This is a genomic window from Luteimonas galliterrae, from assembly GCF_023374055.1.
GTDB classification, from domain to species: Bacteria; Pseudomonadota; Gammaproteobacteria; order Xanthomonadales; family Xanthomonadaceae; genus Luteimonas_C; species Luteimonas_C galliterrae.
In genome coordinates, this window is the sequence record NZ_JAMBEP010000001.1 from 484,233 (window position 1) to 504,623 (window position 20,391).

Annotated in this window: 21 protein-coding genes; 9 read left to right on the forward strand and 12 right to left on the reverse strand. The window is 65.6% G+C overall.

Annotated elements, in window-relative coordinates; all coding sequences use genetic code 11:
- Nucleotides 1–20 precede the first annotated feature (20 nt).
- From M2650_RS02225 to M2650_RS02245, 5 genes are all read right to left on the reverse strand, one after another.
- Entirely contained in the window at nucleotides 21–746 is a 726-nt protein-coding gene (locus tag M2650_RS02225; protein ID WP_249470609.1) for an NYN domain-containing protein, read from the reverse strand.
- A gap of 327 nt (nucleotides 747–1,073) precedes the next feature.
- Nucleotides 1,074–2,963, reverse strand: a complete 1,890-nt coding sequence (locus tag M2650_RS02230; protein ID WP_249470611.1) for an ABC transporter ATP-binding protein — start codon at nucleotides 2,961–2,963, stop codon at nucleotides 1,074–1,076.
- 196 nt (nucleotides 2,964–3,159) lie between these two features.
- Entirely contained in the window at nucleotides 3,160–4,044 is an 885-nt protein-coding gene (locus M2650_RS02235) for a DUF4097 family beta strand repeat-containing protein (protein WP_249470613.1), read from the reverse strand.
- A 51-nt stretch (nucleotides 4,045–4,095) separates the two neighbouring features.
- A complete protein-coding gene (locus M2650_RS02240; protein WP_249470615.1) occupies nucleotides 4,096–4,683 on the reverse strand; it encodes a hypothetical protein in 588 nt (195 codons plus the stop codon).
- Nucleotides 4,680–5,255 (reverse strand): RNA polymerase sigma factor, encoded by a 576-nt coding sequence (locus M2650_RS02245; protein WP_425602525.1) that lies wholly within the window; start codon nucleotides 5,253–5,255, stop codon nucleotides 4,680–4,682. Before M2650_RS02245 ends, M2650_RS02240 begins: the two co-directional genes overlap by 4 nt.
- Before the next feature lie 134 nt (nucleotides 5,256–5,389).
- On the opposite strand from M2650_RS02245, the gene M2650_RS02250 reads away from it, so the two are divergent.
- Together M2650_RS02250 and M2650_RS02255 are read left to right on the forward strand one after the other, a co-directional pair.
- Nucleotides 5,390–6,952, forward strand: a complete 1,563-nt coding sequence (locus M2650_RS02250; RefSeq protein WP_249470617.1) for a fumarate hydratase — start codon at nucleotides 5,390–5,392, stop codon at nucleotides 6,950–6,952.
- Nucleotides 6,952–7,392, forward strand: a complete 441-nt coding sequence (locus M2650_RS02255; protein WP_249470619.1) for a CoA-binding protein — start codon at nucleotides 6,952–6,954, stop codon at nucleotides 7,390–7,392. The genes M2650_RS02250 and M2650_RS02255 overlap by 1 nt, the downstream gene beginning before the upstream one ends.
- Before the next feature lie 106 nt (nucleotides 7,393–7,498).
- Here the strand turns inward: M2650_RS02255 and M2650_RS02260 are convergent, their stop codons facing one another.
- From M2650_RS02260 to M2650_RS02270, 3 genes are all read right to left on the reverse strand, one after another.
- Entirely contained in the window at nucleotides 7,499–8,662 is a 1,164-nt protein-coding gene (locus tag M2650_RS02260) for a phospholipase A (RefSeq protein ID WP_249470621.1), read from the reverse strand.
- On the reverse strand, nucleotides 8,659–10,023 hold the full coding sequence (locus M2650_RS02265; RefSeq protein ID WP_249474150.1) for a mechanosensitive ion channel domain-containing protein: 1,365 nt from the start codon (nucleotides 10,021–10,023) through the stop codon (nucleotides 8,659–8,661). Before M2650_RS02265 ends, M2650_RS02260 begins: the two co-directional genes overlap by 4 nt.
- A 64-nt stretch (nucleotides 10,024–10,087) precedes the next feature.
- Complete coding sequence (locus M2650_RS02270; protein ID WP_249470622.1) at nucleotides 10,088–10,591, reverse strand: DUF456 domain-containing protein; 504 nt, start codon at nucleotides 10,589–10,591, stop codon at nucleotides 10,088–10,090.
- Between the two features lie 246 nt (nucleotides 10,592–10,837).
- Here M2650_RS02270 and M2650_RS02275 point away from each other — a divergent pair, with 246 nt between their 5' ends.
- A complete protein-coding gene (locus M2650_RS02275; RefSeq protein WP_137265652.1) occupies nucleotides 10,838–11,047 on the forward strand; it encodes a cold-shock protein in 210 nt (69 codons plus the stop codon).
- 78 nt (nucleotides 11,048–11,125) lie between these two features.
- Here the strand turns inward: M2650_RS02275 and M2650_RS02280 are convergent, their stop codons facing one another.
- Nucleotides 11,126–11,602, reverse strand: a complete 477-nt coding sequence (locus tag M2650_RS02280; RefSeq protein WP_249470623.1) for a glycine zipper 2TM domain-containing protein — start codon at nucleotides 11,600–11,602, stop codon at nucleotides 11,126–11,128.
- A 111-nt stretch (nucleotides 11,603–11,713) separates the two neighbouring features.
- A complete protein-coding gene (locus tag M2650_RS02285; RefSeq protein ID WP_249470626.1) occupies nucleotides 11,714–12,151 on the reverse strand; it encodes a cytochrome c in 438 nt (145 codons plus the stop codon).
- Between the two features lie 62 nt (nucleotides 12,152–12,213).
- Between M2650_RS02285 and M2650_RS02290 the strand changes: the two genes are divergently transcribed.
- Nucleotides 12,214–13,008: a tRNA threonylcarbamoyladenosine dehydratase gene (locus tag M2650_RS02290; RefSeq protein WP_249470628.1), complete on the forward strand. Its 795-nt coding sequence runs from the start codon at nucleotides 12,214–12,216 to the stop codon at nucleotides 13,006–13,008.
- 93 nt (nucleotides 13,009–13,101) lie between these two features.
- Here M2650_RS02290 and M2650_RS02295 read toward each other — a convergent pair whose 3' ends face one another.
- Both M2650_RS02295 and M2650_RS02300 read right to left on the reverse strand, forming a co-directional pair.
- Nucleotides 13,102–13,869: a TatD family hydrolase gene (locus M2650_RS02295; protein WP_249474153.1), complete on the reverse strand. Its 768-nt coding sequence runs from the start codon at nucleotides 13,867–13,869 to the stop codon at nucleotides 13,102–13,104.
- Nucleotides 13,870–13,892: 23 nt separating this feature from the next.
- Complete coding sequence (locus tag M2650_RS02300) at nucleotides 13,893–14,120, reverse strand: DUF6116 family protein (protein WP_249470629.1); 228 nt, start codon at nucleotides 14,118–14,120, stop codon at nucleotides 13,893–13,895.
- Between the two features lie 172 nt (nucleotides 14,121–14,292).
- On the opposite strand from M2650_RS02300, the gene M2650_RS02305 reads away from it, so the two are divergent.
- The 5 genes from M2650_RS02305 (at nucleotide 14,293) to M2650_RS02325 (ending at nucleotide 20,183) form a co-directional block, all read left to right on the forward strand.
- Nucleotides 14,293–15,108: a glycine zipper 2TM domain-containing protein gene (locus M2650_RS02305; protein ID WP_249470630.1), complete on the forward strand. Its 816-nt coding sequence runs from the start codon at nucleotides 14,293–14,295 to the stop codon at nucleotides 15,106–15,108.
- 125 nt (nucleotides 15,109–15,233) lie between these two features.
- Entirely contained in the window at nucleotides 15,234–16,397 is a 1,164-nt protein-coding gene (locus tag M2650_RS02310; RefSeq protein WP_249470632.1) for an acyl-CoA dehydrogenase family protein, read from the forward strand.
- A 187-nt stretch (nucleotides 16,398–16,584) separates the two neighbouring features.
- A complete protein-coding gene (locus tag M2650_RS02315; protein WP_249470633.1) occupies nucleotides 16,585–17,145 on the forward strand; it encodes a GNAT family N-acetyltransferase in 561 nt (186 codons plus the stop codon).
- On the forward strand, nucleotides 17,142–17,780 hold the full coding sequence (locus tag M2650_RS02320) for a glutathione S-transferase family protein (RefSeq protein ID WP_249470635.1): 639 nt from the start codon (nucleotides 17,142–17,144) through the stop codon (nucleotides 17,778–17,780). Before M2650_RS02315 ends, M2650_RS02320 begins: the two co-directional genes overlap by 4 nt.
- 138 nt (nucleotides 17,781–17,918) lie before the next feature.
- Entirely contained in the window at nucleotides 17,919–20,183 is a 2,265-nt protein-coding gene (locus M2650_RS02325; RefSeq protein ID WP_249470637.1) for a thiamine pyrophosphate-dependent enzyme, read from the forward strand.
- The last annotated feature ends 208 nt before the right edge of the window (nucleotides 20,184–20,391 follow it).

Genomic DNA, 20,391 nt, shown 5'->3' on the forward strand with positions numbered 1-20,391 from the left:
AAAGGGTATCTGTTTGGACGTCAAACACTGCGCACGAAAACCGCGTTGGGTTTACCGTCGCTACCTGGGCGCACTTCGACTTCGTAGCTGGGATGTGCTGCAACGAGGTCTTTCAATTTGGCGAACCCGTAAGTGCGCGCGTCGAAATCGGAGGCCAGACGGATGAGATTGCTGCCGACCGCGCCCAGATGCGCCCAACCCGCGTCGTCGGAGGCGGCTTCCACCGCTTCGCGCAGCAGCTTGTCCAGTACCTTGTCGCGTTTCAGCTTGACTGGAGTGGGCGACGCGGCCTTGGCCTGGTCGTCGCCGAGGTTTTCGGTGTAGACGAACTTGTCGCAGGCAGCGACGAAGGCTTGCGGCGTCTTGCGCTCGCCGAAGCCGTACACCGTCAAGCCCTGTTCGCGTATCCGGGCGGCCAGCCGGGTGAAATCGCTGTCGCTGGAGGCGATGCAGAACCCGTCCAGGTGCCCGCCGTACAGCAGGTCCATCGCGTCGATGATCAGCGCGCTGTCGGTGGCGTTCTTGCCGGTGGTGTAGTTGAACTGCTGGATCGGCTGGATGGAATGGCTGAGCAGTCCCGCCTTCCAGCCGCTCAGATGCCCGGAGGTCCAGTTGCCGTAGGCGCGGCGGACGCTGGCATTGCCGTACTTGGCGATCTCCGCCAGCAGTTGCGGCAGGCGGTCTGCGTTGGCGTTGTCTGCGTCGATCAGCAGGGCCAGTCTGGGGACGCGGGTCGGGGTGGGCATGGGGCCTCCTGTGTCCAACGGTAACCCGAAGCTTGGGGTCAGAACAGCTTGCCGGGAGTTTTCACGTCTGCTTGTTGTTCCGGGCCTTTTAGCCGTCATTCCCGCGAAGGCGGGAATCCAGTGACTTTGGCTTCTCCAAAAAGCGACGATGCGACCTGCTGTCCCGCGCGCCCTCACCCAACCCTCTCCCGCAAGCGGGAGAGGGCTAAAGCCAAGTCACTGGATTATTCGCTTCGCTCACCCCTTCGGGGCCGTCCTTCGGACGTCCTGCGCGCTACGCGCTTGTCCCGCCTTCGCGGGAATGACGGCTAAAAGCGAAGCCGAGACTCAGCGATAACCCGATGCCTGCAACTCGAACAATTCCGCATACCGCCCGCCCTGCGCGAGAAGCTGCTCGTGCGTGCCCGACGCCTCCAGCCGCCCCTCGGCCAGCACCAGGATGCGGTCGGCCATGCGCACGCTGGAGAAACGGTGCGAGATCAGCACCGCAGTGCGGTCGTCGCTGAGTTCCTTGAAGCGCTGGAACACTTCGAATTCGCTGCGCGCATCCAGCGCCGCGGTCGGTTCATCGAGGATCATCACCTGGGCATCGCGCATGTAGGCGCGGGCGATCGCGATTTTCTGCCATTGGCCGCCGGACAAATCCACGCCGGTCTTGAAGCGGCGGCCGATCAGCTGGTCGTAGCCGTGGGGCAGGCCGGCGACGACTTCTTCGGCCATCGCCCGGCGCGCGGCTTCGCGGATCCGGGCTTCGTCGTCCATCGCATCGACTTGGCCGACGCCGATGTTCTCGCCGGCGGTCAGGTGATAACGCACGAAATCCTGGAAGATAACGCCGATGTTGGCGCGCAGGTCTTCGAGGCTGTAATCGCGCAAGTCGCGCCCGTCGAGCAGGATGCGGCCCTCGTCCGGGTCGTACAGCCGCGCCAGCAGTTTCACAAGCGTAGTCTTGCCGGCGCCGTTCTCGCCGACCAGCGCCAGCACTTCGCCGGCGCGCAAATCGAAATTAAGGCCGCGCAAAGCCCAGCGTTCGGCATCGGGATAACGGAAGCCGACGTTCTCGAACGCGAAACCCTGCATGATCGGCCGCGGCACCGGCACCGGGTTCGGCGGCGAGGCGATTTCCGGCTCGATCTCGAAGAACGAGAACAAGTCGTCCAGGTACAGCGCTTGTCCCGCGACCTGCGAAAAGCCGATCAGCAGGCTTTCCAGCAATTGCCGCAGGCGCCGGAAGCTGCCCGCCAGGAAAGTCAGGTCGCCGATCGAGAAATCGCCCTTCACCGTGCGCCAAGCGATATAGCCGTAAGCGACGTAATAGCCCAGCGTGCCGAGCGCGGCCAGCAGCGTGCCCCAGAACGCGCGGCGTTTGGCCAAGGCGCGGCTGGCCTTGAAGAATTTTTCGGCGAGGAAGCGGTAGCGTTCGATCAGGAAGGTATGAAGATTGAAGATCTTCACTTCCTTGGCCGTCTCGACGCTGGCGCCCATCTGCCGCAGGTATTCCAGTTGCCGCCGCTCGGGCGTCCACTGGAAATTCAGCGAGTAGTTCATCGCGTTGAAATGCGCTTCGCCGACGAATGCGGGGATCAATGCGACCGCCAGCAGCAGGATCAGCCACGGCGCGTAGACCAGCAGGCCGGCGGCGAAGCTGACCACGGTGATCGCGTCCTGCACTTGGCCGAACAGCTGGCTCATCAAACTCATCCGGCCCATGGTCTGGCGGCGGGCGCGGTCGAGCTTGTCCTGCAGGTCGGGATCTTCGAAATCCTCTAGGTCGAGCGTGGCCGCGTGCTCCATCAATCGCACGCTGGTGGCGTTGGTGAACAGTTCCGACAGCAGCGAGTCGGCGTAATTGACGATGCGGCCGAGCAGGTCCGACGCGATCGCCAGGCCGAATTCCAGCGCCAGCAGCAGCAGTAGATGATTGAGCTGGCCGCCTTGCCAGGCGCTGGTCAGGCTGTCGAAGCTGACGCCGGCGCCGACCAGCCGCACTACCTCGTCGATGATCAGTTTGCCGATGTACAGCGTCACCACCGGCATCAACGCGCGGATCAGACGCAGGCCGAGACTGGTGATGGTCAACGCGGGACTGGTCGCCCAGATCTGCCGCAGGAAAGGCGGCAGGTTGCGCATCGCGTTGAAGCGCTCGCGCAGGCTGGGGTTGCCGGCGCGTTTCGGCGGCCTGGGTTCTGCGGCGGGTGGAGCGGCAGCGGTCGGCATCGGGAGATTGTGCCCGAGGCCGGGATCGTTCACGTGATCGGGTTCGATGGGGCTTTTGTGGGAGCGGCTTCAGCCGCGAGCTCTTGCGGGTCGCCGCGATCCAAGAAAAAGCTCGCGGCTGAAGCCGCTCCTACAAAAAGCGAAAGCCGCTCTCTTGGCGGAGAGCGGCTTGGGTCATCGCGCAAAGCGCGTCTGCTCAGTTCAATTCGAGCTTGCCGGTGCCGGAGAAAGTCTCGATCCGGATATCGCCGTTGCCGCTGCCGTAGCGCTGCTCGAAGTCCGAGCCCGGGCCGTATTTGGCGCGGTTGACGCTGGCGCCCGGCGCGCTCAGGTCGCCGCTGAAGCTTTCGCCGCTGACACGCGCGGACAGCGACTTGGGCATGATCAGGGTGATGTCGCCGCTGACCGATTCGGTGCCGATCCTGCCGCCGTCGGCCAGGCCGCTGCGGATCGTGATGTCGCCCGACACGCTGCTGGCGCTGACGTTGCGGACGCGCTCGCCGCGCGTGTCGACCTGCAGGTCGCCGGACACCGTCTCGGTCTCGATGTCGCCGTTCAAGCGGCCGCGCAAGTCTATGTTGCCGCTGACCGACTGCACGCTGACGTTGGCGCTGTTGAGCGTGACGCGCACATCGCCGCTGACGCTTTCGATATCGGCCTCGCCCGGCGCGCCGGCGACCGCGACGTTGCCGCTGACGCTGTCGATGCTCAATTCGGCCCCGGCCGTGCCGACCACGTCGATGTCCACCGCGACGCCGTCGATGTTCAGGCTGGCCAAGGTCGGCACCTTGAGGATCAGCGTGGTGGGCTCGGAGTTGCGGCTGTTGTTGGGGTATTTCACTTCGATGTCGAGCCGGTCGCGGTCGCCGTCCACTTCGAAACGCTCCACGCCGTCGCCCAGGCTGCCGCCGATGTGCACTTCGGGCTTGTCCCAGACGCGCACTTCGATGCGGCCCTTGACGTTCTCGACGCTGACCGTGCCGCGCGCATTGAGCGGGTGGGTCTGGTCGATCGGTTTCGCCGCCCAGGCCGGGGCGGAAAGTCCGGCCAGCAAGGCCAGGGTGAGCATTTGCAGTTTCATGGTGTTTCTCCGGGAATCGGGTTCAGCTGAAAATCGTTTCGGAAAAGGGAATCAACTCAGCGCAAGCCGTTGGGTCAGGGCGAGCCGCTGCGCGTACAACTTCTGCAGCCGTTCGAGCAGGAAGCGGGCCTCGGGATCCTGGGCCAGCGCGCTGCGCACCAGCGCGGCGCTGCGGTCCAGTTGCTTCAGGGCGCCGGCGTCGGCGACCGTCGTGTTCTGGGCGTCGATTTCGCGCAGGGCGGCTTTGTACTCCCATGTCATCGCAGCGGCTTCGCGCGAGATCAGGGCTGCGGTGGGATTGTTGGGGTGGTCCGAGGCGGTCTGAGCGAAAGGCGCGGCCTGCGGCGGCGCTTGCAGCGCGGCCGGACGCATTTGCCAGCCGATGCCGAGCGCGATCGCGACAGAGGCCGCCATCGCCAGCCAACCCAGCGCACGCGGACGCCGGTCCAGGACGGCGACGTTCGACGGCAGGGAAGGCGCCGCCGGCGCTTGTGCGGAAATGCGCCCGGCGATGTCGGCCCACAGGTCGCGCTGCGGCATGGCGTCGCGGCGCAGGCCGCGCAGCTGCCAGCGCAGGGCGTCGGGCATGTCGTCGCCGTGGTCCTGGGCCTGCATCTTGTCGTTGTCGTTGTGGTTCATGCTTCACCTCCGAGCCGCGTGCGCAACAGCATGCGCGCGCGGTGCAACTGGGCTTTCGAACTGCCTACCGCCATGTCCAACTGGGCGGCGATTTCCTCGTGTTTCCATCCTTCCACATCGTGCAGCACCAGCACCGCGCGCGCCCGCGGGGGCAGGGTGGCGACGACGCGCTCCAAATCGGTCGACAGCGCCGTGGTGTGGCCTGCCGAATCGACGCTGCCGATCCCATCGTAGCCGTCGTCGGCGTCCATCAGCGGCTGGCTGCGCCTGGAGCGCAATTCCATCAGCGCCGTGTTGGCCGCCAGACGGTACAGCCAGGTGCCGAACGCGCTTTCGAAACGGTAGGAAGGCAATGCCTGCCATGCCCTCACGAAAGCTTCCTGGGTCAGGTCCTCGGCGCGTCCGTGCTGGCCGCCGACCAGGCGCAGGATCACGCCATGCACCCGGCCCAGGTGCCGCCGGTACAGCGCTTCGAAGGCGGCCATGTCGCCGGCGCTGGACGCGCGCACCAGGGCTTCGTCGGTCTCCTCGGCAGGCGCGGCCGGGCCTGTGGCGGGCATCAGCTCGGTCATCGTGGCCATCAGCATACTCATTCAGATGCCGGAGGACGGCCGAAGGTTTAACGGGCGGGCCGGCGGGCCGGCACCGCGCGGCGCGCTAAAATGGGCGACTGACTCGCCAGCGACCCTTTCCGCCAGCCGTGACCATGACTTCCCGTACCGCGATTCGCCCGGCGTTCATCCGCCAAGACGACCTCATCGAAAGCGTCGCCGACGCGCTGCAATACATCAGCTATTACCATCCGGTCGACTATATCCGGAACCTGGCCGCGGCCTACGAGCGCGAAGAATCCGCCGCGGCCAAGGATGCCATCGCCCAGATCCTGATCAATTCGCGGATGTGCGCCGAAGGCCACCGGCCGATCTGCCAGGACACCGGCATCGTCACCGTGTTCCTGAAGATCGGCATGGACGTGCGCTGGGACGATGCCACGATGGGCGTTGAAGACATGGTCAACGAAGGCGTGCGCCGCGCCTACAACCATCCGGACAACAAGCTGCGCGCCAGCGTGCTGGCCGATCCGGCCGGCCGCCGCCGCAATACCGGCGACAACACGCCGGCGGTGGTCAACGTGTCGGTGGCGCCGGGCAATACGGTCGATGTGATCGTCGCCGCAAAGGGCGGCGGCTCGGAGGCCAAATCCAAGTTCGCGATGCTCAATCCGTCCGATTCGATCGTCGAATGGGTATTGAAGACGGTGCCGACGATGGGCGCCGGCTGGTGCCCGCCGGGCATGCTCGGCATCGGCATCGGCGGTACCGCCGAGAAAGCGATGCTGTTGGCGAAGGAAGCGCTGATGGAGCCGATCGACATCGTCGACCTGCAGGCGCGCGGGCCGGCCAACCGGCTGGAAGAGCTGCGTCTGGAGATCTACGACAAGGTCAACGCGTTGGGCATCGGCGCGCAGGGCCTGGGCGGCCTGACTACGGTGCTGGACATCAAGATCAAGGACTACCCGACGCACGCGGCCAATCTGCCGGTGGCGATGATCCCGAACTGCGCGGCCACGCGCCACGCGCATTTCGTGCTCGACGGCAGCGGGCCGGTGATGCTGGATCCGCCCTCGCTGGAAGACTGGCCCAAGCTGACCTACGACGCTTCGAAAGGCCGCCGCGTGGATCTGGATACGGTGACGCGCGAAGAAGTCGCGTCCTGGAAACCGGGCGAGGTGCTGCTGCTCAACGGCAAATTGCTCACCGGCCGCGACGCCGCGCACAAGCGCATGGTCGACATGCTCGACAAGGGCGAGCCGCTGCCGGTCGATTTTGCCGGGCGTTTCATCTATTACGTCGGCCCGGTCGATCCGGTGCGCGACGAAGCCGTCGGCCCCGCCGGCCCGACCACTGCCACGCGCATGGACAAGTTCACAGAACAAGTGCTCAGCCAGACCGGCCTGCTCGGGATGGTCGGCAAGGCCGAGCGCGGACCGTCGGCGATAGAAGCGATCCGCAAGCACCGGTCGGTGTATCTGATGGCCGTGGGCGGCGCTGCGTACCTGGTGTCCAAAGCGATCAAGGCCGCGCGCGTGGTCGCGTTCGAAGACCTGGGCATGGAAGCGATCTACGAATTCACCGTGCAGGACATGCCGGTGACGGTCGCCGTGGATTCCGCCGGCGAGTCGGTGCACAAGACCGGGCCGCGCGAATGGCAGGCGCGGATCGGCAAGATTCCCGTCGTGGTGGAGCATTCCGCCAAGGAGCCGGCCTGATGCGCGGAACGTTGCTGCAGCACCATCGCGACATCGACCGGCTGCTGTCGCAGACGCGGCGCATCGCCGTGCTCGGGATCAAGCCGGAAGACCGCGCGCCTGCGCCTGCGCAGATGATTCCGGCGTATCTGCACCGAGTCGGCTACGACATCGTGCCGGTGCCGGTGTATTACCCGGATCTGGCCGAAGTCTTCGGCAAGCCGGTGCATCGCAGCGTGTCGGCGATACCCGGGCGCGTCGATCTGGTCGATGTGTTCCGCAAGCCCGAGGATCTCGAGCCGCACCTGGACGACCTGATCGAAGCCAGGCCGCGCGCGGTGTGGCTGCAGACCGGCATCCGCCACGACGCTTTCGCCGAGCGCCTGCTGCAGGCAGGCATCGACGTGGTGCAGGACCAGTGCCTGATGGTGGAACACCGGCGTTGGCGCAGCGGCGCCTGATCTGCGGCCGCTCGTTGGATTTTTGTGGGAGCGGCTTCAGCCGCGAGCTTTCGATAACGGCGTTACCCGATGAGAGCTCGCGGCTGAAGCCGCTCCCACAACAACCTTAGTACCACTCGAGCAGGGAAATGCCCAGACCGATGTAGGTCGCGCGGTGGTTGTAGTCGATCAGGCTCTCGCCGTAGCCGTCGAACACCTGCACATGCCCGCGAAGCAGGTTGTTGATCGGGAAACCCCAGTCGAGCTGCACCGCGCCGTGCGAGCGGTCGCCGCTGCGCAGCGAATGCCGCGCCATCAGCGCCAGCTCGTGGCCGCCTTTGTTGTAGACCAGGGTGGCGTCGGCGCGGCCGACGTAATCCTCGATGTCGGGATTGTTGTCGTCGCTTTCGTCCTCGGGGATGCGGTACCAGGGACGCACGGTCAGCGCCCAGTTCTCGCGGTCGAAGCCGAAATTCAGGATCACCCGATTCCAGCTGCGCGACAGCGGGTCGCTGCGGCCGTTGGACTGGTGGGTCAACTGGAATCCGGTCATGCGGCCCTTCCAGCCGCCGATGCTGTAGTTGTTGCGGAACACCAGCATCACTTCGGGCTCGTAATCGGTCTCGCGGAAAGGCCGCGAGATCTCCGAGTTGTAGACCTGCCAACGCGAGCTCTGCGTATAGCCGCCCCACAGGTCGCCGTTGTCGCCGAACAGGTTCTCGGCCAGCTTGGTCTTGAAGCTGAGCTGGAACTTGGCTTCCAGCGGGTCCAGCGGTTCGGGCTCGGTCACCGAATTGTTCGGGTTCGGCGACTGCGGCATCTCGTTCTTGTTGCTGGTCCAGAACACCGGGAACAGATAGACCGGTTTGTAGGCGCGAAGCTGGAACGGGCCGAGCTTGGAATCCTTGGCCAATTCCCAGCGGCGATCGAGCAGGGAGCCCTTGCCGGCGTTGGCGATCGCATCGGCGTCGCTGCTGACCAGGTCGCGGCCGAACAAGCCGTCGACGGCGCGCCGGGCGCGTTCCTTCGCCGTCAACGGTTCGCTGCTGCGCGCTTCCTGCTTCGCCTTCAATTCGGCCGATGCCGCGGCGGCCGCGGCATCGGCCTGCTGCGTCTCAGGCGCCTGCCGCTGCAGGGCCGTGTCGTAGCAGGCCAGGCGCTCGGCATCGGAAGCGATCGCGGTGCAGGCTTCGGGGCTGCCTGGCTGGTAGTTCTGCGCATGGGCCGCGACGCCGAAGAGCGCGAAGACCGTGCCGATTGCGCGGCGCGAGCGCCGATGCCTTCCCGTCATGGCTTGTTTTCTCCGTGATCCAGCAGGTTCTTGTCGTCGGCGCGCTGCGCTGCGGCGAGTTGGGTGTCGATGTCGCGGTTCACCGACGTGTCGGCCTGCGCGCCGCGGGTGGATTCGCGTTCCTTGGACGGCGCGGCCTCTTCGCCGCTCGCGCGCCGGCTGACGATGTTGTAGGTGGTCTGCGGCGGATCGATGCCCGCGTTCGCGAACGCCGCCTTCACCAGCCGGATCGCCTCGCCGCGGCTCTTGCCCAAGTCGGTTTCGCGCTGGTCGACCCAGCCGAAGAACTGCAGCACGATGCCGGTCGGCGCGAAATCCTTGACCACCGACGAAGGCGCGGGGTCGTCCAGCACGCCGGGCACTTTCACCAGCTGCGCCAGGGCCAGTTCCATCGACTTGGAGATGGATTCGGTCACATCGACCGTAATGGCGAACTCGAACCGGCGCTTGGGATTGCGCGAGTAGTTCAGCATCACCGACTTGAAGACCATCGCATTGGGGATCATCAATTCGTTGCCGTCCATGGTCATCAGCACCGTGGCGCGCGAACTCAACGACACCACTTTGCCTTCGCGCGTGTCGATCATCACATGATCGCCCGGCGAAAACGGCCGGCGTATGCTGAGCAGCACGCCCGACACGTAGTTCTCGGCGATGTCGCGGAAGGCGAAGCCGACCACCAGCCCGACCACGCCCGCCGAACCGAGCACGGCGCCGACCAGCGACGTGGCGCCGAGCAGGTCCAGCGCGATCAGAACGCCGATCAGCACGGCGATGGTTTGCACCACGCGCCTGAGCAGGCCATCCATATAGGGGTTGCTGCTCTTGATCCGCAGCCAGTGCAGGCGCTTGGCGAAAAACCCGCCGATCCACGCCGCCAGCATCACGATCGCCACCGCCACCAGCAGCAGCGGCGTCGCCGCGAGCAAACGGATCAGCTTGGCGACCATCATGTCGAAAGCCGCGCGCAGACGCGTGGACAGGCCGACATGCAATTCCACCCGGTTCTCGACCTTGACGACGTCGGGCACCTTGGCCGCGATCGCCGCGGCGGCCTTGCGCTGCTGTTCGTTGCGGACGATGCCTTCGAGCGTGGCCACGCCGTTGCTGACTTCCGGGACGACGGCCTGCAATCCGGCCGCGCGCAACTGCATGGCGAGTCGGTCCCGGGCGGCTCGGTCGGCCGCGGGGTCGGCGGCGGCCGTCTGCGTCTGCTTGGCCGGTTTTGCGATCAGCGCCGCGGGCAGGGACCAGGCCGCGCCGCTGATGCAGGCGACCAGCAGGCACAGCAGCCACACGACAGGGCTGCTCGGCGACAGGCGATGGACGCGCGTTCGCGCCTTGCGTTCGATGAGGGGCATCACGATCGAAGGTCCGGATTCCAGGCCAGTGTACGCATTCGCGCTGAAAGACGTGTCGACGCGGTCACCACAGCCAGGCCAGCGCGAACAGGCCGATCATCGCGAAGGCGATGCCCAGCTTGAGCACCACGCCGAGCACGATGCCCAGCCAAGTGCCGAAACCGATCTTTGCGGCATGGCCCAGGCTTTGCCGGTCTACGTTGCGACGGTGCAGCAATTCGCCGATCAGCGCGCCGGCGAACGGACCCACGAACAGGCCGAAGGGCGGAAACACGAACAGCCCGGCGAAAGTGCCGACTACCGCCCCGACCAGCGCCTTGCGGCTGGCGCCGACGCGTTTGGCGCCGTGCGCGGTGGCCCAGAAATCGACTGCCATCGACAGCAGCGTCATCACTGCCAGCACCACCACCATCGGGATGCCGATCCGCTCGAAATCGCCCGCCCATGCCGCCAGCAGCATGCCGGCGAACACCAGCGGCAGGCCCGGCAGCGCCGGCAGTACGGTGCCGACCACGCCGACCACGACCAGCACTGCGGCGACGACGTAATAAACGGTGTTCGGATCCATCGTATTTCCTCTGGAAAAGTGGGACGCAGGTCGGTTTTCAGGGTCCGCTGGCGGCCGATTGCATTTTCACAAATGCCGGGGTAAGTTGCTTTCGCTGAGTTTCAAGGGTCACCGTGAATCGTGGCCTGATGCGGTAGATCCCTGTTCGTCGATCCGCTACATCCTTGTTCCTCGCTTCCTCCTTGTAACCAGCATCGTCGCGAGTGGTTCGCGCCGTTTACCAAACTGCTTCAAGGAGCAAGACAGATGTCGAACCGTGAAACAGGTACCGTCAAGTGGTTTAACGATGCCAAGGGCTTCGGCTTCATCAGCCGCGAGAATGGCGAGGACGTGTTCGTGCATTTCCGTGCGATCCAGTCGCAGGGCTTCAAGAGCTTGAAAGAAGGCCAGAAGGTCAGCTTCACCGTCGTCCAGGGCCAGAAGGGCCTGCAGGCCGACGCCGTGGAACCGATGTAACCCGGCCGATCATCGCATCAAAAAAACCCCGGCAGCGATGCCGGGGTTTTTGTTTCTGCGCGTTGCCGAACCGGGCGCTTATTGCGGCCAGACGTGGTTGTTGTAGACGCGGACATAGGCGCCCTGGCGGATGCCATTCATATCGGTCTGGCGGATCGTCACGGTGCGGCCGTCGTTCATGCGCACGGTGATGTCGTTTTCCGCGCTGGTGGTGCGGTTCTGGATGGCGTTGCCGGCCAATGCGCCCGCAGCCGCGCCGGCGACGGTAGCCGTGTTCTTGCGGCCCTTGCTGTCGGTATGGTCGTCGGCGATCTCGCGGCCGACCGCTGCGCCGACGATGCCGCCCAGGATCGCGCCTGTCGCGCGCGGAGCGCCCGTGCCGGCGACGCGTTGGATGGCGATCACCTGGCCGCAGTCGTAGCACGCGCTATTGCTGCTGCCGTACGACGGCGGCGGCGGGTTGTTGTATCCGCCGCCGTAACCGGGGGAGGTGGTGGCGCAGCCGGCCAGCGCCAGCGAGGCGGCGGCGGCGAGACTGATGAGACGGATGTTCATGCGGCTCTCCTGTTGGGTGTGCGGGCGGGACTTATGCCCGCTCGCCGACACGGAACTTAGAACCTTCACGATGAACGGCCCGTCAACCACCGATGGCTCGTTATCGGCAATTCAGTTGCGGAAATCCTGATGGCAGGCTTTGCAGGCTTCGCCGATCTTGCCCGCCGTCGCGCCGACGCCCTGGCAATTCAACGGCGGCGAAGCTAGCGCGGCATCTAGGGCCGCTCGCATCCGGCTGGTGTGCTGCATGAAACGCTGGTCTTCGCGCAATTCGGGGAACGCCGGGTCGATGTCGTTGGCCATCGTCCGCAACGCCTGCAGGTGGGGCAGGGTGTCGGTCGCGCCGCAGCGGTTCTGCTCCACGTTGGCCTTGAGCTGGCCCAAGTGCCATTGCTGCACGTGCATCACGGCGCCGTGGAAGTGATCCTTGCGGGCATCGATGGCCCGCGTCGCCATCACCGTGGCGACGATACCGACCACCAAGCCGATGAGGAACAGGAACAGGTAGCGGGTGGCATTGGAGGGTTTCGGGGCTGGCGTGGTCGACATGGCGGGCTCCGTTGGAATCTGCGGCGAACATAACACGGGCCGCGCGACGTTAAACTTCGTCCATGAGAGAAGAATGGAAACAACGTTTCGCCGGTGTCGACCGCTTGTACGGGCGCGGCACCGTCGCACGCCTGGCGCAGTGCCAGGTAGCGGTGGTGGGCGTCGGCGGCGTCGGCTCGTGGGCGGTGGAGGCGCTGGCGCGTTCCGGCGTGGGCCACCTGACCCTGATCGACGCCGACGACCTGTGCCTGTCCAACACCAACCGGCAGCTGCCGGCGCTGGAGGGGCAGTACGGGCGCAACAAGGCTCAGGCATTGGCCGAGCGCTGCCGCGCCATCAATCCGGAGATCGGTGTCGAGGCCGCGCAGGCTTTCGTCACGCCATCCACGCTCGAGCCGCTGCTGGGCGAGGGTTTCGATCTGGTGCTCGACGCTTGCGACAGTTTCCGCGCCAAGGTCGAGATGATCGCCTGGTGCCGGCGCCGCAAGCAGCCGGTGATCGCCTGCGGTTCGGCGGGCGGGCGCACCGATCCCACGCTGGTGCGGGTGCGCGACCTTTCGCGCACCGAGCACGATGCGATGCTGGCGCTGATCCGCAAGAAGCTGAGGGGCGAATTCAATTTTCCGAAAAGCCCGCAGCGCTATTTCGGCATACCGGCGATCTATTCGCTGGAGAACGTGAAGTATCCGCAGGCCGACGGCAGCGTCTCCGGCCTGCGGCCGAAAATGGGCCCCGATGCCGCGTTGAAACTGGATTGCGGGGCGGGGTTGGGCGCTGCGACGCACATCACTGGTGCGTTCGCGTTCGCGGCGGTGGGCAAGGCCTTCGAAATCCTCCTCAAACCCAAAGGCGGATAGCCGTTCCCGTAGCCCGGGTGGAGCGCAGCGATAGCCGGGGCTTTTCGCTCGGATGCGGGATCGAATCCCGGCTATCGCTGCGCTCCACCTGGGCTACGGGCTGGTCGGCAAGCCGAACAGGCGGATCGCGTTTTCGCTTGTTGCAGAAGCGATGTCTTCGGGTCGCGCGTCGCGCAGCCCTGCGATCGTCTCGCAAATTCCAGCCAATCGCGCAGGTTCGTTGCGCTGGCCGCGGATGCCCGAATCCGGTTGGTCGGGCGCATCGGTTTCCAGCAATAGATATTCCAGCGGCATGTCCGCAACGAGCCGGCGCAGACGGTTAGCGCGTTCGTAAGTCACCGGTCCGCCCAATCCGATCATGAAATCCAACTGCCAAAGCTGCCGCGCTTGTTCCGGACTGCCCGAAAAACTATGCACCACGCCGCGCAGGTCGCCGATGCGCCGGATCGCAGCGATCACGGCGTCCACCGCGCGCCGTGCATGCACGATCACCGGCAGGCCGAATTCGCGGGCCAGCGCGAGTTGGCCTTCGAAGTAGCGTCGCTGCTGCTCGGGGTCCAGCCCTTCGACGAAATAGTCCAGCCCGCATTCGCCCACGGCCACCGGCCGCTCGCGTTCGATCCAGTCGCGCAAATCGGCAAGATGGGCAGGTTCGTGTTCGGCCAGGTACATCGGGTGCAGACCGTAGGCCGGATGTAGGCCGGGCGCCGAGGCGCACACTTCCCGTAACTTGGGCCAGCTGGCTGCGGCGATCGCCGGAACGATCTGTCGCGCCACGCCTGCGGCGGCGGCGCGCGCTACTACCTGGGCGCGGTCGGCGTCGAACTCCGATGCATCCAGATGGCAGTGGCTGTCGATCAGCACTAGGTATGGCCGCTCGCGGTTTACCGCCGTCCGGATCCGCCTTCGACGGGTGCCGACGGATCCAGTTTGCGGTTCTTGAAGTTGGCCAGCAGCAGGGTGCCCAGGCCGAGCAGGATCTCGTCGATGAACGGGATCAGATCCGGCACCAGCGCGTCGACTACGAACAGGCCCGCGGTCGCCAGGAACAAATAAGGAAAGCGCAGGCGGCCGAACCAGCGCAGTACCGGCGCGAGCAGGGGATTGGCCATCGCCGATTCCTCGAGTGGGATTGCGATCACGCTACCACGCCAGTCCGACGCGCGGCAGGCGATTTAGTTCATCTGCCCGACAGCTTGCCACGAAATTTTCACCTTTCGGTTCAGCAACGGCGTGCTGCAATCCCCACCACGGACAACACGGGCCTCGCCTCGGGAGATAGCAATGAAGAACAACACTTTGGCAATCGCACTGGCTTCGCTGCTGGTCGGTGGCGTGGCGGTAGCGGCGTTCCAGAACAATCGCGACAAGCAGCCCGATTATTCGGTGGCTGGCCAGTCCCAGTTGCAGCCGGGCCCGCTCGACGACGCAGCGCTCGACAACGGCATCCCGGCCGGCGGCCGCGTCGAATACGCCCAGGTGATCGACGCCCGTCCGATCACCGAGAAGGAGAAGCTCTACGCGACCGTGATCGGCACCGAGCCGGTGCGCGAGACCGTCACCAGCTCCAGCCCGCGCGAAGTCTGCAACGACGTCGTGGTGCAGGAACGCCTGCCCGAGCGCGACGGCAACGTCGGCGGCACGGTGGCCGGCGCGGTGATCGGCGGCCTGGTCGGCAACCAGATCGGCGGCGGCAATGGCCGCAAGCTGGCCACGGTGGCCGGTGCGGTCGGCGGCGGCTTCGCGGGCCGCGAGATCGACCGCCGCCATGTCGGCGGCCAGGTCGTCAACCGCACCCAGCGCCAGTGCCACACCGTCTCTGGTACGTCGTCGTCGACCAAGGTGGTCGCCTACAACGTGACCTACCGCAATCCGGACGGCACCACCGGCACCATGCGCACCGGCAGCAAGCCGGGCGAGCGCATCCTGCTCGGCGACGAGGACGTGACCACCGGTTACGACGTCACCTACCGCTACCAGGGCCAGGAGCGCACCGTGCGCATGGACCAGAAGCCGGGCGATCGCCTGCCGGTGATCGACGGCCAGGTCGTGACCCAGGTGGCTTCTGCGAGCGGCAGCGACGATGCGCCGCAGCAGTAAGCAGCACAAGTAAGCGTTTCCACGGGCCCGGCAATGCCGGGCCCGTTCTTTTCCGGCGTCCGTGCGGGGTGCCGCGCTGTAGCACGGCCCGATACAATGACGGTTTCCGCTCGTCGAAACCTGCCATGGCCCTGCATCCCTACGACCTCTACGACGTCCGTTCCTTGCTCAGCGAAGAGGAGCGCGCCGTACAGGAGACCGTGGCCCGTTTCACCGACGAGCGCGTGCTGCCGATCATCGGCGACTGCTTCGACCAGGCCCGCTTCCCGAAAGAATTGATTCCCGAGATGGCCGAACTCGGCCTGCTGGGCGCCACGTTGCCCGAGGAATACGGCTGCTCGGGCCTCAATGCCGTCAGCTACGGCCTGATCTGCCAGGAACTGGAGCGCGGCGACAGCGGCATCCGCAGCTTCGCCAGCGTGCAGTCCTCGCTGTGCATGTATCCGATCTATGCCTACGGCACCGAAGAGCAGCGCAAGCGCTGGTTGCCGGACATGGCCGCCGGCAAGGTCGTCGGCTGCTTCGGCCTGACCGAGCCGCAGGGCGGTTCCGACCCGGCCAACATGAAGACCCACGCCAAGAAGGACGGCGCCGACTGGATCCTCAACGGCTCCAAGATGTGGATCACCAACGGCAACCTGGCCGACATCGCCATCGTCTGGGCGCAGACCGACGACGGCATCCAGGGCTTCGTGGTCGAAAAGGGCTTCGCCGGCTTCACCGCGCAGGAAATCAAGCACAAGATGAGCCTGCGCGCGTCGGTGACCAGCGCGCTGTTCTTCGACAACGTGCGCGTGCCGGAAGCCAACCGCCTGCCGAACGTCAAAGGCCTGAAGGGGCCGTTGGGTTGCTTGACCCAGGCCCGCTACGGCATCACCTGGGGCCCGATCGGCGCCGCGATCGCCTGCCTGGACGAAGCGCTGAACTATTCCAAGGAGCGCATCCTGTTCAATCGTCCGCTGGCCGCCACCCAAAGCGCACAGCTGAAGATGGCCGATTGGGCGCGTCGCATCACTTCGGCGCAGCTGCTGTCGCTGCAGCTCGGCCGCCTGAAGGACGCCGGCAAGATGCAGCCCACCCAGGTCAGCCTGGCCAAATGGAACAACTGCCGCATGGCCATCGACATCGCCCGCGAAGCGCGCGACCTGCTCGGCGGCGCCGGCATCACCACCGAACATTGCCCGATCCGCCACGGTTTGAACCTGGAATCGGTGATCACCTACGAAGGCACCGAAACGGTGCACCAGCTGGTGGTTGGGCGCGAGTTGACCGGCATCAACGCGTTCTGATGGTTTTCCTTCTCCCATCGGGAGAAGGTGGCGCGCAGCGCCGGATGAGGGTTCGGCGCAGCGATGATGGTTCTGATCGCGGAAGTAATCGTCGTCTTGCCACTGCGGGCGACCGTGAGCTACGCAGCTTCTCCGAACCCTCACCCCAACCCCTCTCCCGGCGGGAGAGGGGCTTAGGAGCAGTTTTTTGAAGACCGAAGATATCCGCATCGAAACCGAACGATTGGTCCTGCGCCTGCCGCGGATCGAAGATTTCGACCGCTACGCCGAACTGCATGCCGACGAAGGCGCGATGAAATTCCTCGGCGGCCCGCTGCCGCGCGCTTCGGCATGGCGCAAGTTCCTGCAGATGCCCGGCGCCTGGCAGGTGCAGGGGTTTGCGATGTTTTCGGTCGTCGAAAAGGACAGCGGCTTGTGGTTAGGCCAGCTAGGCCCCTGGCGCCCCGAAGGCTGGCCGGGCAACGAAGTCGGCTGGGTGTTCCATCCCGATGCGCACGGCAGGGGCTACGCCACCGAGGCCGGTGCGGCGGCGATGGATTGGGCCTTCGCGAACCTGGGCTGGAGCGATGTGATCCATTGCATCGATCCCGGCAACGTAGCGTCGCAACGCGTGGCCGAGCGCCTCGGATCGCGCAACAAAGGCCCCGGCAAGCTGCCGCCGCCGAGCGAAGACCATCCGATCGACGTCTGGGGACAGACCCGCGAACAGTGGCTCGCGCGTCGCGCATCCGAAAAGGCCGGCGCATGATCTCCGTCTACGGCTATTCGGTTTCCGGCAACTGCCACAAGCTGCGCCTGCTGCTGGAGCAGCTGGGCCGCCGATACCGCTGGGTGGAGATCGACAGCTCCAAAGGCGAGTCGCGCACGCCGGAATACTTGGCCAAGAACGCCAATGGCCGCGTGCCGATCATCGAGCTCGAAGACGGCCGCGTGCTGGCCGAATCCAACGCGATCCTGTGCTACCTGGCCGAAGGCACGCCTTACCTGCCCGCCGATGCTTGGCAAAAGGCGCAAGCGCTGAGCTGGATGTTCTTCGAGCAGTACAGCCATGAGCCTTATGTCGCCGTTGCGCGGTTCATCCGCGGCTGGACGCCGGCCGACTCGCCGCGGCGCGCCGCCGAACTGGCGCGCTGCATGGAACGCGGGCATCAGGCGCTGGCCGTGATGGAAAAGCACCTGGCCGCCAATGCATGGTTCACCGGCTCCGAGTACGGCATCGCCGACATCGCGCTGTTCGCCTATACCGACGTCGCGCATCACGGCGGCTTCGACCTCGGCCGCTATCCCGCCGTGAGCGGCTGGCTCGCGCGCGTGCGCGCGGTGCCAGGCTTCGTCGCGATGCCGGATCCTGCTCCCGAGAATGCCGCTCTGCTCGCGATCTGATTCTCATGCGCCTCATCCCGCACCTCCTTGTCGTCATCCCAAAGCCCCTCGTTGTCATCCCGAACGCAGCGATGGATATGCTCGCAATCCCAACAGATCCCTCACTGCGTTCGGGATGACAGGAAAAAAGAAAACGCCATGACCGCCATGCCCAACCCGATCCCCGCCCGCATGAAAGGCGTCAACCGCGCCGAGATCTGCGACGTCAATTTCAGCGAATTCGTGCGCGGGTGGGGCGGCCGCGCCGATGCGAAGCCGGCGCCGGGCGAAGCCATCCTCGACGGCAGCGCGCTGGATGCGCGCGGATTCCGCGAGTTGTTCGAATCCCAGCTGATCTCCCGCCATCTCGACCTGATGGCCCGCGTGTTGCGCGTGCAGAACAAGGTTTTCTACACCATCGGCTCCAGCGGCCACGAAGGCAATGCGATGGTCGCGCGGCTCACCCGCCATACCGATCCGGCCTTCCTGCATTACCGCAGCGGCGGCTTCATGGCCGAGCGTTTCCGCAAACTGCCTGGCATGGATCCGATCATGGATTCGGCGCTGTCGTTCGCCGCCAGCAAAGACGACCCCGCTTCCGGCGGCCGCCACAAAGTGTGGGGCAGCAAGCCGTTGTGGGTGTTGCCGCAGACTTCGACCATCGCCTCGCACCTGCCCAAAGCGCTCGGCACCGCCGTGGCGATCGAGCAGGGCAAGCGGATCGGCCACGCCTTGCCGATTCCGGACGACAGCATCGCGATCTGCTCGTTCGGCGACGCCAGTTCCAACCACGCGACGGCGCAGACCGCTTTTAACGCGGCTGCCTGGACCGCTTACCAGAAGCTGCCGGCGCCGGTCTTGTTCGTATGCGAGGACAACGGCATCGGCATCTCGGTGAAGACGCCCAACGGCTGGGTGGCGCAGAACTTCCGCGACCGCCGCGACCTGGATTATTTCTATGCGGACGGCCTGGACCTGGCCTCCGGCTACGGCGATGTGCAGAAGGCGGTCGAGCATTGCCGCCGCACGCGCCGGCCGACCTTCCTGCATCTGCGCACGACCCGGATCATGGGCCATGCCGGCACCGATTTCGAAATCGAATGGCGCAGCATCGAAGAGCTCTGCGCCGTCGAAGCGACCGATCCGTTGTTGCGCAGCGCCGCGATTGCGCTGGAATCGGGGCTGATGTCGAAGGACGAAATCCTCACCCTGTACGAGGAAACCCGCAAGAAATGCTTCGCCGCCGCGGAAGACGCCGACCGGCGGCCGCGGTTGTCGTCGCTGGAAGACGTCATGGCGCCGCTGGCGCCGTACACACCGGACAAGGTGCACGCCGAGGCGGTCCGCTCGGACTATGCCGACAAGCGCGCCGCGACGTTCGGCGGGGAAGCGAAACTGCCCGAAAAACAGGCGCCCAGGCATCTCGCGATCCAGATCAACAACGCCTTGCACGACCTGTTCTGCAAATATCCGGAAGCGCTGTTGTTCGGCGAGGACGTGGCGCAGAAAGGCGGCGTCTACACCGTCACCAAGGGACTGCACAAGGCGTTCGGCAACAAGCGCGTGTTCAACACGCTGCTCGACGAAACCGTCATCCTCGGCCTGGCCCAGGGCTACGCCAACATGGGCATGCTGCCGCTGCCCGAAATCCAGTACCTGGCCTATTTCCACAACGCCTGCGACCAGATCCGCGGCGAGGCGGCCAGCCTGCAGTTCTTCAGCAACGGCCAGTACCGCAATCCGATGCTGATGCGGATCGCTTCGCTCGGCTACCAGCGCGGCTTCGGCGGGCATTTCCACAACGACAATTCGATCACCGCGCTGCGCGATATCCCAGGCCTGGTGGTCGGCTGTCCGAGCCGCGGCGACGATGCGGCGACGATGCTGCGCACGCTCGCCGCGCTGGCCAAGGTCGACGGCCGCGTCTGCGCCTTCCTCGAGCCGATCGCCTTGTACATGGCCAAGGACCTGTACGAACCGGGCGATGGCCAGTGGCTGACCGAGTATCCGTCGCCGGACCAGGCGATGACGCTCGGCGAGGGCCGGGTCTACGGCGATGGCGACGATTTGGTGATTTTCACTTTCGGCAACGGCGTGCCGATGAGCCTGCGCGCATCGCGTGCGGTCGAGAAGAAGCACGGCTGGAAGACGCGCGTGGTCGACCTGCGTTGGCTGGTGCCGCTGAACGAGGCCTTCATCGTCGAACAGGCGCGCCACGCCAAGCGCATCGTCATCGTCGACGAGGGCCGGCACAGCGCCGGCGTGGGCGAGGGCATCATCACCGCGATCGCGGAAGGCGGCTACGGCGCGCGCCCGTTCAAGCGCGTGGTCGGCGCGGATACGTTCACGCCTTTGGCCGGCGCGGCGTTCCTGGTGATTCCGTCGGACGAAGAGATCATCGCGGCGGCGGATTCGCTGGCCTGACCCGCTTGCCGGCTCTGTAGGGCGGAGCTTGCTCCGCCGCTTCGGCTTCTGCTCTTCGTGGGAGCGGCTTTAGCCGCGAGCTCTTCCGTCCGAATACACATCAAAAGCTCGCGGCTAAAGCCGCTCCCACGAAGAGCCCGGGCATTGCCGACATCGATGGGACGATCCCTTCCGGACTTGACGCCCTAAAAACGCTTCCGGGCCGATA